Source organism: Nocardia sp. bgisy134 (assembly GCF_965341865.1).
Classification (GTDB): Bacteria; Actinomycetota; Actinomycetes; order Mycobacteriales; family Mycobacteriaceae; genus Nocardia.
In genome coordinates this window covers 83,684-98,828 of the sequence record NZ_CBDQZP010000004.1, presented here as the reverse complement: position 1 = coordinate 98,828, position 15,145 = coordinate 83,684, and the positions used below count along the sequence as shown (strand labels likewise).

Genomic DNA, 15,145 nt, shown 5'->3' with positions numbered 1-15,145 from the left:
ACCGGCAGTCCGATGATCGGCGCGGCACTGTGGCCCGCGCCGATTCCTCGGCTCGCTCCGGTCAGGACTCGTCCGGACCCGTGGTGAGCGGAGGCTCGTCCGGGACGACGTCCGGTTCCTCGGCGTCGAGACGCCGGCCGATCGACTCGCCCGCGCGCAGCACGGCGGGCGGTTCGGCGTAGCGTTCGGCGGCCGACCACGCGTCGGGCGGGTCCATCGCCGCCTCGAGCGGATCGGCGTCGAGTTCGTCCTCGTCGAGCTGTTCGGTCGTGGACGGGATCTCGTCGGTCCACGACGTGTCGTCGAGCGGCTCTCCGCCGGAAAGTTCGGTCATGCTCGAGGGGTTTCCGCTGGCGAGCCGCCGAAACGGGTCAACCGTCCTCGTGGCGCGAACGCTCCAGCCGGTTGAAATTGCTCGGTGAGCCGTCGGCCCGCTGCTCCTGGTACAGGAAGCGCAGCCGCCGGTCGTCGAAGGTCGCGAACCATTCGTCCCAGCCGACGGGGCGCAGCACCGCGCCGCCGTAGCCGGGAAAGTCGAAGCGCAGCACGCCGAGACGGCCGTTGTACTCGCTGCCCGGCATGGTGGCGGGGCGAGCGCCGCGCTGCTCGGCCCACCGCCTGATCACCTCGTGGTTGCGCGTGACCAGGGTGCGGCCCGCTCGGTCCGGGCGCTGGGTCGGCGACGTGATCTCCTGTGCCTGCTGCAGCGACCTCGAATGCCCCGGTCCGGCGTGCGGAGCCCGGATGGCGGGTCGTCGCTGATAGTCCATGACGACTCCCTCTGCGCCCTCGTATCTCGTTGTCCGGTTGTCTCACCACGTACCCGAACCGGAACGTCGGCAAACGGGAGTGAGGCATATGCCGCAACCGATTCGTCCGGTGTGCGGTGGGTATCCGCTGGATGATCGGCCTTCGCCGCCGAGGTTCGCGACGGTGCGGGTCAGGGCGCCACCCAGGAGATGCCGCATGGACGACCACACGCCACAGCCGATACCCGATCCCATACCCCCGAATCCGCAGCCCGACCCGGTGCCGACGCCGCCCGAGCCGGAGCCGATTCCGAACCCAGATCCGGCTCCGCACCCGTTTCCGCCGCCGTTCCCGCCCGAGCCAGGACCTTCCCCGCTGCCGTCCGAACCGGAGCCGGGACACCCGTTTCCGCCGGAACCCGACCGGCCGACGCCGCCGCCCGGCCCGGACCCGCGCGAACCCGCTCCCCCGCCCGAGCCGGGGCCGGGGCGCCCCATACCGGGGCCCGATCCAGCGCCCGCACCGCCGAATCCGCAGTGAGGACGCGCGTCAGTCGCGCAGCGCCTCCTCGCGCAGCCAGCGCAGGGTCTTGGCGAGAATCCGGGAAACGTGCATCTGCGAGACGCCGAGCACGTCGGCGATCTGCGTCTGGGTCTTGCCCTCGAAGAACCGCATGATCAGCACCTGCCGCTCACGATCGGGCAGCTCGGAGATGAGCGGCTTGACCGCCATGAAGTCCTCCACCAGGTGGTAGGAGGGCTCCTCGGCGCCGAGACTTTCCAACAGCGGCAGCGGCGCGCTGTCGATGTCGTCGCCCGCGACGGCGTCGATGGACGACGATTGGTACGCGTTGCCAGCGATCAGCGCCTGGGTGACCTCCACGAGGTCGACGCCGAGCTCGTCGGCGATCTCGCGGGCGCGCGGCATCCGGCCGAGCCGCTGCGACAGCGCTTCCACCGTCGCGCCGATGCTGAGCTGGATCTCCTTGGTTCGCCGCGGCACCCGAACGGCCCACGTGTTGTCGCGGAAATGCCTGCGGACCTCGCCCATGATGGTCGGCACCGCGAAGGCGAGGAAGGACGAGCCGCGGCTGACGTCGAACCTGTCGGCGGCCTGCACCAGCCCGAGCCGCGCGACTTGGAGCAGATCGTCGAAGACCTCGCCGCGCCCGGAGAACTTGCGCGCGATGTGCTCGGCCAGCGGCAGGCAGCGTCCGATCAGCTCTTCCCGGAGGGCGACGCGGCGGGGGTCGCCCGGGGCGAGTGCATCGATCTTCTCGAAGAGCGGCTCGATATTGTCGTAGCTGTCGCCCGCCGACCTCGATTCACCCGCCATCGGCGCCCCCTCGCACCCAGGCGAAGTCGACGACCGTCCGATAACCCGACAGCTCCCCGTCGTAGGGCTCCTGCTGCGCGGCGATGGATTCGGTGAGGGTCCGTACGATGTGCCATCCGAAACCGGCCTGCTCCACTATCGAGTCGGTCGTCACGATCGATGACACGTGCACGAACATGCGAGTCTCGTCGTAAGTGAACGCGCAGTCGATGTCCGAGCCCGGCACCGCGTCCAAGATCAGCACGGTGGCGACCTCGTCGAGCGCGAGGCGGATGTCGGTGACCTCGTCGATGGCGAAATCCGCGATGAGAGCCACGGTTTCGGCGAGGGCGCGCAGCATCGTCAGCTGCTCGAGCCGCGCGGGCACGCGAACACCTATGGTCGTCGTTTCCGTCGAGGACTGCGAGGTCCACTCCCCCATCACCCATCACCACCTTGTTTCGCGCGGCCGATCCGTCAGGCTACCGCGCAACAATCGCCAGCCCTGGTGATCGGGCGACCGCGGCGTCCCTCATCGTTGCACTTACCCGTCGGACACGAACTGAAACGCCGGTCATCGCCGACGTGGGTTCCAACCCTACCGCCGCACCCGCTCGTGCGCGGTGAGCAACAGGTGATCGAATTCCGTGCGAACGCCCACGGCGGCCTGCGTCACGGTGCTCATCTCGGCGATCAATTGGGCGGCCAGCGCACGCAGCTTCACGTTGGTTTCCTGGGAACGCCAGCTCAGCACGCGAAACGCCTGTTCCGCGCTGACGCCGTAAACCAGCATCAACGCGCCCTTGGCCTGTTCGATGACCGCGCGCGCCTCGTACAGCTCCGGCAGCGTGTCGTCCAGCGTCTCCTGTCGATGCTCCTCGAGTGTTTCGGTGACATCGACGTAGTAGCCCGCGGTGCCGACCACCTCGCCGGATTCGTCGGCCATCCGGTCGGCCACCACGATGATGTGGTGCACGACCCCCTTCGTGTCGATGATCCGGTGCCTGCTGGAGAACGGTTCGGCGGTCTCGATGGACTTCGCGAGCCGCGTGGCGACTTGATCGCGATCGTCGGGGTGCTTGTGGGAGAGCAACAATTCCGTCGTCGGGCGCACCGTTCCCGGCGAGTACCCGTGCATCACGGCAACCTCGTCCGACCACTCCCACCGCTCGTCCGCGAACCAGAACCGGAAACTGCCGACATTCTGCGGCGTTCCCATACCGATCACCCGGTTCAGCACGAACGCGTCGCCGGGCGGCATCGACCCACTCTCCGTCACAGGAAAAGTATCCGTCTTCGCCGGGCACGCGGCGAGCAGATCGGCCTCGCCGAGGACTATCGGCCCCTCTTCTCAGGCCGGTACGGCGGTGGTCGCGCGACGCCAGCTGCGATGCCTGGCCAGCACGTCGGCGAACGTGTCGACGAAGTCGCCCGGCAGCGCGCCGCCGCTCGACTCGGTGGTGATCACCCCGTGTTCGATGCCGAGATCGCGATCTGTCGGCGCGTCGGGGACGATCCCGGAGATGCGCAGGACCGAGACGCCCGCGCCGAAGGCCGCGACGGCCTTCGCGTGCTTGAACGCCTCCAGCACGAAATGCACCGCGGAACCGTTGCGCGCCAACGTCTCCGCCGCCGCGGAGCCACCCGCGACGACGACGCCGTCGTAGAGCACGGAGGCGGCGGTGACCAGCGCCCGATCGACGGCGAGCTGATCGCCGTCGGATCCGTCACCCCTGATCGCGCCACCGTGCAGGCCGAGCACCTCGACGATCGCGCCGCGTTCGGTCAGCGCCGTGCGCAGCGCCCGAACCCCGGCCGCGTCGACGCCGTCGGCGGCGAGTACCGCGATCTTGCGGGTCTGGATCGTGTCCATCGCGGTGTTGGCCTGGGACAGCGCCGGTGAGACGAATGCGTCGGTGGTGTCGACGTCGAGCGCGGGGGCGGAGACGCCCAGCTTGCCCGCCACCCGCACCGCCAGCGCGGAGTCGATGCGGACCAGATGCTCCATGACCCGTTCGCGGATCTCCGGTCGCCCGACTTTGCCCAGTTCGAAGGCGAACGCGTCGATGATGTGTTCGGCCTCGGGCGGTGACATGCTCCGCCAGAACATCCTCGGCTGCCGGTAGTGCTCCTTGAAGCTCTCCGCGCGTTTGCGCAGCGCCTGACCGTCGATCTGTTGCGGGTAATGCTGGAACGCACCGGAATCGGCCAGGAACGGGCAGCCGCCGCCGATGCTGTTCTTGGTGTAGGCCGCCTGGCCCCCTGGGATCGCGTGCTGGCCGTAGCCGTCCTGCTGGTGATTGCGGACCTCGGCCACCGGCCGGTTGATCGGCAGCTGGGCGAAATTGGGGCCGCCGAGCCGGATCAGCTGGGTGTCCAAGTAGGAGAAATTGCGCAGCTGGAGCAGGGGGTCGTTGGTGAAGTCGATGCCGGGCACCAGGTTCGCGGTGTGGAAGGCGACCTGCTCGGTCTCGGCGAAGAAGTTGTCCGGATTACGGTCGAGCACCATCCGCCCGACCGGCCGGACCGGGACCTGCTCCTCGGGAATGAGTTTGGTCGCGTCGAGCAGGTCGAAATCGAAGTCGAATTCGCGCTCCTCGGGCACCAGCTGGACGCCGAGCTCCCATTCGGGATACTGGCCTGCCTCGATGCAATCCCAGAGATCGCGGCGGTTGAAATCGGGGTCGCGTCCGGCGATCTGCTGACATTCGTCCCACACCAGGGAGTGCACGCCGAGCAGCGGCTTCCAGTGGAACTTGACGAAGGTGCCCTTGCCGCGCGCGTCGACCAAGCGGAAGGTGTGCACACCGAAGCCCTGCATCATCCGGTAGCTGCGCGGCAACGCCCGGTCCGACATCAGCCACATGATGGCGTGCAGCGTCTCGGGTTGCAGCGAGACGAAGTCCCACAGGGTGTCGTGCGCCGAGGCGGCCTGCGGAATCTCGTTGTGCGGTTCGGGTTTCACCGCGTGCACGAAATCGGGGAACTTGATGCCGTCCTGGATGAAGAACACCGGGAAGTTGTTCCCGACCAGATCGTAATTGCCCTGCGCGGTATAGAATTTCGTGGCGAAACCGCGCACGTCGCGCACCGTGTCGGCGGAGCCGCGGGATCCGGCGACGGTGGAGAACCGAACGAAGACAGGGGTGCGCACGCGGGGGTCGGTGAGGAACGTGGCCGTCGTGACGTCGGACAGCGCGTTGTCGTAGGGCTGGAAGTGTCCGTAGGCGCCCGCGCCACGGGCGTGCACCACGCGCTCGGGGATGCGCTCGTGATCGAAGTGGGTGATCTTCTCCCGCGCGTGGAAATCGTCCATCAGGGTGGGGCCGCGGTCCCCGGCGGCCAGCGCGTCGTCGGTGCTCTCGACGCGCACGCCCTGCTGGGTCGTCAGATAACCGCGCTCCCGGTCGACCCGGTGTGCGTCGAGCTGTCGCTGCTTGGGATCGGCGCCGGATCTGCCCGCGCCGTTGCCCGATCGCTCGTCCACTGGTCTCCTCCTGCCCTGCTGTCGATCCCTCTCGTCCCGCCGACTGCCCGCATTCGATGCGGGTAAACCGAGCTCATCGAGCCTTTCGCGGCCGCCGCCCTGCACCGAAAGCGCGCGACGCTCCGTTTGCGGGCCGCTCGGGCGGGCATATCTCGCACATATCGCCGACGGCACGCCCGGTCCGTGGTCGCGCCGGGTGACGTCGTGCGCCCGTCCTCGCACCGAACGGAGCAGCCGTGAAGATCGCCCTGGTTTCCGAACACGTCAGTCCGCTCGCGGATCCCGGCGGCGGCGCGGGCGGTCAACAAGTGCACGTCGCGGCACTCTCGGCGGCACTGACCCGCGCCGGGCACCGGGTCACGGTGTACACCCGGCGCGACGACCCGCACATCAGGACCGAGGTGACGACCAGGGACGGATACCGCGTCGTGCACGTCCCCGCCGGACCGCCGCGGCCGCTCAGCGGCGACCGGACGCTGCCCCACCTCGGCGAATTCGGCACCTTCCTGCGCAAGCACTGGGCGCGCGACACCCCCGATCTGGTGCACGCGCACTTCTGGATCTCCGCGCTCGCCGCCGAACTGGCGGCCAGGGCGCACGACATCCCGGTGGTGGTGACCTTCCACGCGCTCGGCACCGTCGAGCGCCGCCACCACGGGCTGGCCGACACCAGCCCGCGCTCGCGGATCCGATTCGAGCGGCTCATCGCCACCAGGGCCGCGCACGTGCTGGCGACCAGCGCCGACGAGGCCATCGAACTGGTCAGGATGGGCGTGCCGCGCTTCCGTATCTCGGTGGCGCCGTGCGGCGTCGACCTCGCGGCATTCCGTCCCGAGGGAGCCGCCGCCGCCCGCAAGGCGCGTCACCGGCTCTTCGCGGCCGGACGACTGGTGCGCAGGAAGGGTTTCGACCTCGCGGTGCGCGCGTTGCCCGGCCTGCCCGAGACCGAACTGGTGATCGCGGGCGGTGCGGTGGGTGATGACGTGGACGACGACGCCGAGTTCAAGCGGCTGCGCCGGATCGCCACGGAATGTGGTGTGCACGAACGGGTTCGGCTGCTCGGCCAGGTGTCGCACAGCGCCATGCCCCGGCTCTACCGCTCGGCCGACGTGGTGCTGTGCACGCCGTGGTACGAGCCGTTCGCCCTGGTGCCCCTGGAGGCGATGGCCTGCCGCAAGCCGGTGGTGACGACCGCGGTCGGCGGGATGCTCGACACGGTGGTCGACGGCGTCACCGGCAGGTTCGTCGCCCCGGCCGAACCCGAGGCCGTTGCCCGCGCGGTGCGCCCGCTGCTCGAGGACGAGACGCTGCGCGAAACCTGGGGTGCGGCGGGCTGGCAACGGGCGCGCAGCCGCTACTCCTGGGATCGCGTGGCCGCAGCCACGATGGCGGCCTACCGCCGCGCCGCGCCCGCGCGTGCCGCGGTCGTCACGGGTGCGGCCGGCTCCGGGCGCGCCACCGCCACGGCGCGATGAACCACGTAAGGACGAACAGCGCCGCGGTGACGACGCCCGCGACCACCGCCGCGGTGGTGCCCGCAACGACGTCGACCACGAGGATCAACGCTCCTATCAGTGCGACGCCGAGCAGCGCAACCCCCGCCATGGCGCACTGGTGCGCGGCCGCGACGACATTGCCGAGCCGATGCCTGCGGAACAGAATGCGATGCCAGGAAACCGGTGCCACGAGGAACACCGTCGCGCCGAACGCCGCGCAGACGGTCACCAGATAGAGCACCCGCATCTGGTGCGACAACGCCGCGAACCCGGCTTGGAACGGCAGCAGCAGCAACGCGCCGATGAGGAACTGCACACCGGTCTGCACGACGCGCAACTCCTGGATCAGGCTGGCCCAGTTGCGGTCCAGTCGTTCGAGCTCGGTTTCGTCCCTGCCCTCGTCGTGGTGTCGACCCGCACGATCCGAGGTGTCGTCATCGTCGGGCACGGGCGGTCTTCCGGCGATGCCCCCTCGGCAGCCCGGACTTCTTCGTGTCGCCGCGCCGGGTGGTCTTCGGCATCTCACCACCCCTTCCGCATCGGTACCCTCACGGTCGTCTCCCGACCCGCTGCACGCCATCGCATACCCGCTCAGCCCCTGATTAACCGGGTATCGGCCGGGTACCACCGCAACATGGTCGCCACCATGGACGAACTGCTGCACGCGCTGACCCGCGCCGCGAACACCCTGCACGAGGCGGAGATCAGGTTCGCGGTGGCCGGCGGCTGCGCGGTGTACGCCCGCGGCGGTCCCACCTCGGATCACGACGTGGATCTGTTCGTGAAACCGGCCGATATCTCGCAGGCCATCCAAGCGCTCGCCAAGGCGGGGCTGCGGGTGTGCGAGCCGCCCGAGGATTGGCTGTCCAAGGTCTATGACGGCGACACCCTCGTCGATGTCATCTACCGGCCCAACTGCCGGGACGTCACCGACGAGTTGCTCGACCGGGCGACGGTCATGCGGGTCGGCCCCACGGTGGCGCCGGTGATCAGCGCGACCGATCTGATGATCGACAAATTGCTCGTCTTCGACGCGCACCGCTTGGATCTGAGCCCGCTGCTGCACATCGCGCGGGATCTGCGCGAGCAGGTCGATTGGGCCGTGGTGCGCAGTCAGACGAAGGAATCGCCATATGCCCGAGCCTTTCTCGGCCTGGTCGACGACCTCGGCATCACCGATGCGGGCTGGACCGGCGCAGGGCATCGGGCTCGAGAAGAAAGCTGAGCCGATGGAGAAACCCCAGTATCTCGTCGCCCGTCTGCGCCGCGCACTCGCCGAGGACCCGCGCACCGCCGAACTCGGTGTACAGGTCACCATCCGCGGCGAGGTGGTGGTGCTCGACGGCGAAGTGACGAGCGCCCATTGCAAACAGCAGATGGAGAAGGTGGTGCGCGAGCAACTGCCCGGCGTGGTCATCCACAACGACGTGCACGTCACGGTGCCCACCGCGCCGACCGGAACCGAACACCTGTCGTCGCAGGAAGGGAGCTGACGCCATGCGGATCGCCGCGGTAGGCGACGTACATCTGGGAGCCGAATCCTCCGGCCAGCTGCGACCCGTGCTCCGCGAACTCCCCCTGCGCGCCGACGTGCTCCTGCTCGCCGGAGACCTCACCAGGCACGGCACGCTGGACGAGGCGCGCGTGGTGGCGACGGAGTTCACCGACCTCGGCGTGCCCGTGATCGCCGTGCTCGGCAACCACGACCACCACAGCGACGCCCAGGACGACATCACCGCCTTGCTCACCGACTACGGCATCACCGTGCTCGAGGGCAGTTCGACCACCGTGTCGATCGACGGGCAGACCCTCGGGGTGGCGGGCACGAAGGGCTTCGGCGGTGGGTTCGCGGGCAAGTGCGCCAGCGTCTTCGGCGAGCGGGTGATGCGCGAATTCGCCTGCCACACGGTGGCACTCGCCGATTCGCTGCGCGGCGCACTGGCCGAGCTGGACACCGACGTCACCATCGTGCTGACGCACTACTCTCCGGTCAGCGACACCCTGCACGGCGAGCCGAGAGAGATCTACCCGTTCCTCGGTTCCTATCTGCTCGGCGAGCCGATCGACGAGTTCGGCGCGGATCTGGCGCTGCACGGGCACGCGCACGCGGGCACCGAGCGCGGAACGACACCGGGCGGCATCAGGGTGCGCAATGTCGCCGAGCCGGTGATCCGGGCGGCCTACGCCATCTACGAGCTGGAACCGGCCAGGCAGCGGGCCGTCACCACCTGATACGCCCGGCGCGGCGAGGCGGCCAGGTTTCGGGCGGGGCTGCTGGGGCACACGGGCCGTATGGAAGCTCCGACGATCACTTCGAACGGGGCGACCGGACCGCTGAACGTCCTGGTGTGGCACGCGCACAGCCCTTGGATGACAGCATTCGTCCAGGGCGGGCATCGCTATCTGGTGCCCTATGACGCACGCCGCGGTGAATGGGCGCGTGGCCGGTGCGGTCGTCCCTGGCCCGCGAACGCGGTCGACATCGCACCCGCCGACCTGGTCGACACCGACATCGATCTCGTTGTTCTGCAACGCCCGAGGGAAATCGATCTCGCGCACGAATGGCTCGGCCGCGCGCCGGGCATAGACGTGCCCGCGGTGTACGTCGAACACAACACTCCGCACCAGCACGCGGCGCTGACCAGGCATCCGCTCGCGGGCCGCTCCGACATCCCGCTGGTGCACGTCACCCAGTTCAACCGGCTGATGTGGGACAACGGCCGGTGCCCGAGCATGGTGATCCCCTACGGGATTCCCGATCCCGGCCACCTGTACACCGGCGAACTGCCACGGGCGGCCACGATCATCCACGATCCCGTCCGCCGCTGCCGGATCACCGGCACCGATCTGCTCGCGCCGCTCTCCGACGCCGCGCCGATCGATGTCTACGGTTCCGGCACCGAACGGCTGGCCGACGCGCTGCACTGTCCAGCCGATCGAATCGCAGGCGCGGGCGATCTCGCCCAGGACCGGCTGCACGAGGAGCTGGCCCGACGCCGCGTTTTCCTGCACGTGCCGCGCTGGATGTCGCTGGGCATGTCGGTGCTGGAGGCGATGTATCTCGGCATGCCGATCGTGGCGCTCGGCACCACCGAGGTCTCCGCCTCGATTCCGCCCGAGGCCGGGGTGGTCTCGACCGAGCCCGCGATACTCGCCGAGGCGGTCCGCCAGTTCGTGCACGAGCCGATGTTCGCCGAATTGGCGGGCAAGGCGGCACGGCAGTGGGCCCAAGCCAATTTCGGTCTCGCCGAGTTCTTGCACACCTGGGATCGGCTGTTCGGCACTCTCGTCGGCGATCGCCACAGCACGTCCATCGGCTGACGCCGCTCGGCCGGACTGATTGCCTTGTGATTTCCGGGGTATCCGTCGAACGGCGCCCGTCCGAGGGTTGGACCGGAAGGAGACCGCTATGCGTGCCGAGAACCACGACAAATCGCCCAAAGGTGAGTTCCCAGACCACCATCGGACCACGCGTACCCACGCGGGCGAGGCGATCGAGGACACCAAGAATTGGCCGGGAATCGTCCTGGTCGGCCTCGGCATCGTCCTCGTCGCGCTGACGCTCACCGCCGCGGGCTATGGCTACGAGGGCTGGGCGGTGGTCGCGGGCATCGCCGCGGTGCTGAGCATCGTCGTCGGCGCGGCCATGGTCTTCGCCGAGCACAAGCGCGTCCAGAAGAAGCAGAGCGGCGCGCTCTACGACGACCGCGGGCATTGATCGCACCACCTCACCGACGGGGTGCGCGGAAGGAAACACGATGACATTCAACGGAACTCGACTGCTCGGCCGGAGCTCGATCGCGGTGGCGGGACTGGTGATCGCCGGTTCGCTCGTCGCGGGATGCGGCGGCGACGGCGACACCCCTCTGGTGCCTGCCACCCCCACCGAGGGCAGCGTCTCGCTGACCATCCCGTCACCGACCAGCGCCGAGGTGCCGAATCCCGACGAGGTGACACCGGCCGCGGCCGCGCAGCTGTGCGACATGATGCGCGCGGAGGTCGGCAACTGGAAAGAGCAGGGTGCGGTCGTCGGCCGGGTCAGCTTCAACGCCACCGTGCACAACTGGGCGATACGCAACGGAGGGCTCAACGACGCGGTGATCGCCGATCAGACCATCATCGACACCGCGACCATCCAGCAGTGCCCCGACGTGCGTCAGCAGGTGATGGAGGCGCTGGACATCGATGATCTCGCCTCCGGCCTCGCCGGTTTCTGAACCGCCCCGAAACAGGAGTTCCGATGAGAATGCGTAGTTTAGCCGTCGCGGCGCTGGCATCGACCGCGGTGTTCGCGGTGGGCTGTGCGGAAGCCGAGAAAGCCGTGAACAAGGGCGGCGACACGCCGTGCAACGAGTTCGTCGAGCAGGACGCGGACAAGCAGCGAACCACCGTCACGAAGTTCCTGGAACAGGAGCGCAGCGGTCAGGAGGCGCCGGACGACCAGATGGTCGACGCCGCCATCGCCTCGATCGAATTGATGTGCACCGCGCAGGCCAATCCGGACACGCCCATCCGGAAAGCAGATCTGACCGGCATTTTCGTTCCGAAGTGAGCCGGGACATGACGGGATCACGCACCGCCGCTCACGAGAAGCTCGCCCGGTCAGCGCCGGGTTTCGGGCCGAGTCGATGGGCTATCTCCCGACTATGACCTCCCTGTGGTTGAACGACGCCCAAGTACCGGCGCGGCTGCGGCTCACGCCCGGATCGCGCTACGACACCGTCGTGATCGGCGCGGGGATCACCGGTCTCGTGACGGCGCTACTGTTGGCCCAGAACGGCATTCAGGTCGCGGTGGTCGAGGGCAGGCGCGTCGGGGTCGGGACGACCGGGGGCACGACCGGAAAGATCAGTCTGCTCCAGGGAACTCGCGCGCAGCACATCGCCGGACGCCACGGCATCGGCGTCTTGGCGGAGTACCTCGCCGCGAATCGCGACGGGCAGGACTGGCTGTTGCGGTTCTGCGAAGAGCACGGGATCGCGTATCAGCACAGCGCGGCGGTCACCTACGCCCAGTCCGAAAGCGAAAGGCAGGCTGTACGAGCCGAATTCGATGCGACGAGGGCAGCGGGACTGCCGACCGAGCTGGTCGACGAGCTCGACACGCCGTTCCCGGCCTACGGCGGGGTTCGGCTCGTCGAGCAGGCACAGATCGATCCGATGACCGTGCTGGCCGCGCTCGCCGCCGAGGTCGAGGCGCACACCGCCCCGATCTACGAATCGACTCGCGCGCAAGGGGTGCGCGGCGAGGACGGCAGGCTGGTCGTCCAGACCGAACACGGCGACCTGACCGCGGACAAGGTCGTGCTGGCCACCGGGACCCCGATTCTGGACCGCGGCGGGTTCTTCGCGCGACTCACGGCCGAGCGTTCGTATCTCGCGGCGTTCCGTACGCCGGAGCCGGTCCCGCACGATATGTACATCAGCGCGGGACAGCCCATCCGCTCGGTGCGCTACCACCCGACACCCGAGGGCGATCTGCTGCTGGTGGGCGGCAGCGGGCACGCGGTCGGGCGGACCGACGCCGCGGCCGCGCACGCCGACGAACTGCTGGACTGGACCGCCACGTGGTTCCCCGGTGCGGAAGTGCTGCACCGCTGGTCCGCCCAGGACTATCACCCGGTGGGCGAATTGCCCTACGTCGGTCCGTTGCTGCCGGGCCGGGACGACATCCTGGTCGCCACCGGTTACGCCAAATGGGGCCTGACCAACGGCGTGGCCGCCGCGCTCGCGCTGGAGGGCAGGCTCAACGGCAAGCCGCCGCCTTGGTCCACCACGTTCGCCACCTGGCAGCCCGCCGAACTGCGTTCGCTGCTCTCCGGCGCACGAGCGAACACCGCCGTTGTCCAACAGCTCTCGACGGGATGGCTGCACATGATCGGCGGCGGCAAGGCCGCCGTACCCGAGGAGGGCTGCGGCCGCGTCGAGCGCCGCGGGCTGGTTCCTTCGGGGATCTGCACCGTCGACGGTGTCACCACCGAGGTCTCGGCCATCTGCCCGCACCTGTACGGCATCCTGCGGTGGAACGACGCGGAACGGTCCTGGGACTGCCCGCTGCACGGCTCGCGTTTCGCGCCGGACGGCACGGTGCTGGAGGGGCCCGCCACCAAGCCGCTCGCGCGCCGCGCGGTGCTGCGCGAGGACATGTAGCGCCACCCGCGGGGTCACGAAGTAAGCGTCGGCGGGTCGATCGAGCAGTTGCGCGAGAGTCCGTTCGAAGATTCCGTGCCGGGCCTCACCAGGGTGCGAGCACCACGACGTAAGCGGCGGACTCTCCGCACCCCCGGACCCGCCCCAGGCATCGTGAGATGCTGCTGACATGGTGTTCGACGAGCAACAACGAGCGCGCATTCGGGAAGCCCTGATCGCCGCTGCGGAAACCGACGTGCGCATCACCGCGGCCGCAGTCACCGGATCGGTGGCCCTCGGCCGCGAAGACCGCTGGTCCGATATCGATCTTGCGTTCCGGCTGTCCGCCGACGCCGACGAAACCGACGTTGTCGCCGACTGGACTCGGCGCATGTACGACGACTTCGATGTCGTCGACCATCTCGACGTTTTTCGAGGCAGGACCCGCTTCCGGGTGTTCCTGCGCGCCGACAGCCTGCAGATAGATCTCGCTTTCTGGGCCACCGAACTCGAATTCGGCACGCTGCCGGCATTTCACCTCGTCTATGGTGACGGCGGTCCTCATCCGGCCCGCCCGAATCCCGACGCCGCGCAGGTCATCGGCACCGGCTGGTTGTATGCCCTGCACGCTCGATCGTCCCTGGCGCGCGGTCGAATCTGGCAGGCCCAGCACATGCTCGACGGGCTACGCGAGCAGGTGCTCGTTCTCGCGTGCCTGCGGAACCACACCAACCCGGTGCAAGCCCGCGGTCACGACGATCTGCCCGCCGAACTGCTCACCGACCTGCAGACCACCCTTGTCACCGGCCTCGACCCGGCACGGCTGCACGCCGCCTTCGACGCATTGGTCCGCGCCTTGCTCACAGAGACCGCCCACGTCGATCCAGAACGTGCGCAACGCATTACGCCGAGCCTCGATCTCATGCGCAGGTAAGGAATGGGGTAGGCTCAGCCGAAAATCGGCTTGTAGCTCGCCGGGTGGGTGTGACCGTGAACCTCCTGGTAGGTCGCGACCGCGTGTGCGCATCCCTCCCGCCAGAGGTGTACCAGTGACTGCACTGTCTGTTCAGGCAGACCCAGCGACGGAAGCCGACGTGCCAGAGTGCTTTCCGCGAACTGCCAACGCTCGCGCAGCTCTTCGGCGCGCCTGGCGGCCAGCAGCGGCAGGCGCGGGGTGCGGTCCTCGGTGTAGGGGTCGACCATGGTCTCGGCCGCGACGGGAAGGTGGCGTGTCAAAGCATCGACGATATCGTTCGCGAAACCGGTGCGCACGCCACTGCGCAGCGCCAGCATGCCGAAATTGACATGGCGAGACTCGTCGCGCGCCACACCCATCAGACCTGTGTGCAGGGCTGCGAGGGCCGGGAACTCGCGAGTCATGCGCAGGAGAGCATGCAGTCCGGTCATGGCGACCGTGCCCTCGACCAGCAGGTGGTACACGACGACCGCTTCATACCAGCTGGGTATGTCGCCTGGATGCGACCGGACACGGTCGGTGACGCGAGCGAGAGCCTCATCGAACAATGTGCCCGCCCGATACGCGGAAATATCGGAATCGGTGGTCAGGTCGTTGTCACACAGTGCGGCGAGGTATTTGCGGAAGAACAACGCGTGCCGGGCTTCGTCGGCGATCTGCGTCGACAGATACAAGCGGTACTCGGCGACCGGGGCCGCGTACGCGATCGGGGCCAGGGTTTCGGTGACCGCCATTTCCCCCTCGGAGAACCGGGCCATCGCCGCGATCGCGGCCACCCGGAAATATCGGTTCATCGAACGCCACGCGCTGATGTCGCCAGCGATGTCGAGGTGCTGGATCTGCCAATGCTGGGCCTCCCAGCGGTCGTAGAGGTCGAGCACCGACACCCGGTCGGCACCACCGTGTTCGAGATCGGCCATAACCGCCGCGTCGTTCATCAGATGCTCTCCCACGACGAGCTCACACGCAGTCTTCGACTCGATCACCACAACCT

At 68.5% G+C, this 15,145-nt stretch carries 18 protein-coding genes; 10 read left to right on the top strand and 8 right to left on the bottom strand.

The genetic code is table 11. The annotated features are described in order from the left end of the window. Window positions 1-61: 61 nt before the first annotated feature. The 6 genes from ACRWNM_RS09365 to ACRWNM_RS09340 form a co-directional block, all read right to left on the bottom strand. Window positions 62-334, bottom strand: a complete 273-nt coding sequence (locus tag ACRWNM_RS09365) for a hypothetical protein (protein ID WP_431965596.1) — start codon at window positions 332-334, stop codon at window positions 62-64. Between the two features lie 37 nt (window positions 335-371). Beyond that, a complete protein-coding gene (locus tag ACRWNM_RS09360; RefSeq protein ID WP_431965594.1) occupies window positions 372-770 on the bottom strand; it encodes a hypothetical protein in 399 nt (132 codons plus the stop codon). Window positions 771-1,299: 529 nt separating this feature from the next. Continuing rightward, window positions 1,300-2,085, bottom strand: a complete 786-nt coding sequence (locus tag ACRWNM_RS09355; RefSeq protein ID WP_431965592.1) for an RNA polymerase sigma factor SigF — start codon at window positions 2,083-2,085, stop codon at window positions 1,300-1,302. Beyond that, window positions 2,075-2,452, bottom strand: coding sequence for an anti-sigma factor (locus ACRWNM_RS09350; RefSeq protein ID WP_431965590.1), 378 nt, complete (start codon window positions 2,450-2,452; stop codon window positions 2,075-2,077). The genes ACRWNM_RS09355 and ACRWNM_RS09350 overlap by 11 nt, the downstream gene beginning before the upstream one ends. Before the next feature lie 210 nt (window positions 2,453-2,662). Next, window positions 2,663-3,343, bottom strand: coding sequence for a PAS and ANTAR domain-containing protein (locus ACRWNM_RS09345; RefSeq protein WP_431965588.1), 681 nt, complete (start codon window positions 3,341-3,343; stop codon window positions 2,663-2,665). A 72-nt stretch (window positions 3,344-3,415) separates the two neighbouring features. Beyond that, complete coding sequence (locus ACRWNM_RS09340) at window positions 3,416-5,551, bottom strand: catalase (RefSeq protein WP_431965586.1); 2,136 nt, start codon at window positions 5,549-5,551, stop codon at window positions 3,416-3,418. Between the two features lie 236 nt (window positions 5,552-5,787). On the opposite strand from ACRWNM_RS09340, the gene ACRWNM_RS09335 reads away from it, so the two are divergent. Further along, window positions 5,788-7,026: a glycosyltransferase gene (locus ACRWNM_RS09335; RefSeq protein ID WP_431965584.1), complete on the top strand. Its 1,239-nt coding sequence runs from the start codon at window positions 5,788-5,790 to the stop codon at window positions 7,024-7,026. On the opposite strand, the gene ACRWNM_RS09330 is transcribed toward ACRWNM_RS09335, so the two are convergent. Continuing rightward, complete coding sequence (locus ACRWNM_RS09330; protein WP_431965582.1) at window positions 6,980-7,495, bottom strand: DUF6328 family protein; 516 nt, start codon at window positions 7,493-7,495, stop codon at window positions 6,980-6,982. The two genes, ACRWNM_RS09335 and ACRWNM_RS09330, sit on opposite strands and share 47 nt — an antisense overlap. A gap of 186 nt (window positions 7,496-7,681) precedes the next feature. On the opposite strand from ACRWNM_RS09330, the gene ACRWNM_RS09325 reads away from it, so the two are divergent. The 9 genes from ACRWNM_RS09325 to ACRWNM_RS09285 all read left to right on the top strand — a co-directional run bounded on the left by ACRWNM_RS09325 (window position 7,682) and on the right by ACRWNM_RS09285 (window position 14,109). Next, entirely contained in the window at window positions 7,682-8,272 is a 591-nt protein-coding gene (locus ACRWNM_RS09325) for a nucleotidyltransferase family protein (RefSeq protein WP_431965580.1), read from the top strand. A 4-nt stretch (window positions 8,273-8,276) separates the two neighbouring features. Beyond that, window positions 8,277-8,540, top strand: coding sequence for a BON domain-containing protein (locus ACRWNM_RS09320; protein WP_431965579.1), 264 nt, complete (start codon window positions 8,277-8,279; stop codon window positions 8,538-8,540). Window positions 8,541-8,544: 4 nt separating this feature from the next. Next, the gene (locus tag ACRWNM_RS09315) at window positions 8,545-9,279 is read left to right on the top strand and encodes a metallophosphoesterase family protein (RefSeq protein ID WP_431965577.1); all 735 of its coding nucleotides are present in this window, start codon (window positions 8,545-8,547) and stop codon (window positions 9,277-9,279) included. 138 nt (window positions 9,280-9,417) lie between these two features. After that, entirely contained in the window at window positions 9,418-10,368 is a 951-nt protein-coding gene (locus ACRWNM_RS09310) for a glycosyltransferase (protein WP_431965575.1), read from the top strand. Window positions 10,369-10,456: 88 nt separating this feature from the next. Beyond that, complete coding sequence (locus ACRWNM_RS09305) at window positions 10,457-10,765, top strand: hypothetical protein (protein ID WP_431965573.1); 309 nt, start codon at window positions 10,457-10,459, stop codon at window positions 10,763-10,765. A gap of 40 nt (window positions 10,766-10,805) precedes the next feature. After that, window positions 10,806-11,264 (top strand): hypothetical protein, encoded by a 459-nt coding sequence (locus tag ACRWNM_RS09300; protein WP_431965571.1) that lies wholly within the window; start codon window positions 10,806-10,808, stop codon window positions 11,262-11,264. Between the two features lie 23 nt (window positions 11,265-11,287). Then, a complete protein-coding gene (locus ACRWNM_RS09295) occupies window positions 11,288-11,599 on the top strand; it encodes a hypothetical protein (protein ID WP_431965569.1) in 312 nt (103 codons plus the stop codon). Between the two features lie 94 nt (window positions 11,600-11,693). Then, entirely contained in the window at window positions 11,694-13,196 is a 1,503-nt protein-coding gene (locus ACRWNM_RS09290) for an FAD-dependent oxidoreductase (protein ID WP_431965567.1), read from the top strand. 169 nt (window positions 13,197-13,365) lie between these two features. Continuing rightward, entirely contained in the window at window positions 13,366-14,109 is a 744-nt protein-coding gene (locus ACRWNM_RS09285; RefSeq protein ID WP_431965565.1) for a hypothetical protein, read from the top strand. Window positions 14,110-14,123: 14 nt separating this feature from the next. Here ACRWNM_RS09285 and ACRWNM_RS09280 read toward each other — a convergent pair whose 3' ends face one another. After that, a complete protein-coding gene (locus ACRWNM_RS09280) occupies window positions 14,124-15,104 on the bottom strand; it encodes a ribonucleotide-diphosphate reductase subunit beta (protein ID WP_431965563.1) in 981 nt (326 codons plus the stop codon). Window positions 15,105-15,145 lie beyond the last annotated feature (41 nt).

What these genes read in the sequence shown, in the direction of transcription:
- ACRWNM_RS09365 (WP_431965596.1), bottom strand. Translation starts at nt 334, where the DNA reads ATGACCGAACTTTCCGGCGGAGAGCCGCTCGACGACACGTCGTGGACC.
- ACRWNM_RS09360 (WP_431965594.1), bottom strand. Translation starts at nt 770, where the DNA reads ATGGACTATCAGCGACGACCCGCCATCCGGGCTCCGCACGCCGGACCG.
- ACRWNM_RS09355 (WP_431965592.1), bottom strand. Translation starts at nt 2,085, where the DNA reads ATGGCGGGTGAATCGAGGTCGGCGGGCGACAGCTACGACAATATCGAG.
- ACRWNM_RS09325 (WP_431965580.1), top strand. Translation starts at nt 7,682, where the DNA reads ATGGTCGCCACCATGGACGAACTGCTGCACGCGCTGACCCGCGCCGCG.
- ACRWNM_RS09320 (WP_431965579.1), top strand. Translation starts at nt 8,277, where the DNA reads ATGGAGAAACCCCAGTATCTCGTCGCCCGTCTGCGCCGCGCACTCGCC.
- ACRWNM_RS09315 (WP_431965577.1), top strand. Translation starts at nt 8,545, where the DNA reads ATGCGGATCGCCGCGGTAGGCGACGTACATCTGGGAGCCGAATCCTCC.
- ACRWNM_RS09310 (WP_431965575.1), top strand. Translation starts at nt 9,418, where the DNA reads ATGACAGCATTCGTCCAGGGCGGGCATCGCTATCTGGTGCCCTATGAC.
- ACRWNM_RS09305 (WP_431965573.1), top strand. Translation starts at nt 10,457, where the DNA reads ATGCGTGCCGAGAACCACGACAAATCGCCCAAAGGTGAGTTCCCAGAC.
- ACRWNM_RS09300 (WP_431965571.1), top strand. Translation starts at nt 10,806, where the DNA reads ATGACATTCAACGGAACTCGACTGCTCGGCCGGAGCTCGATCGCGGTG.
- ACRWNM_RS09295 (WP_431965569.1), top strand. Translation starts at nt 11,288, where the DNA reads ATGAGAATGCGTAGTTTAGCCGTCGCGGCGCTGGCATCGACCGCGGTG.
- ACRWNM_RS09290 (WP_431965567.1), top strand. Translation starts at nt 11,694, where the DNA reads ATGACCTCCCTGTGGTTGAACGACGCCCAAGTACCGGCGCGGCTGCGG.
- ACRWNM_RS09285 (WP_431965565.1), top strand. Translation starts at nt 13,366, where the DNA reads ATGGTGTTCGACGAGCAACAACGAGCGCGCATTCGGGAAGCCCTGATC.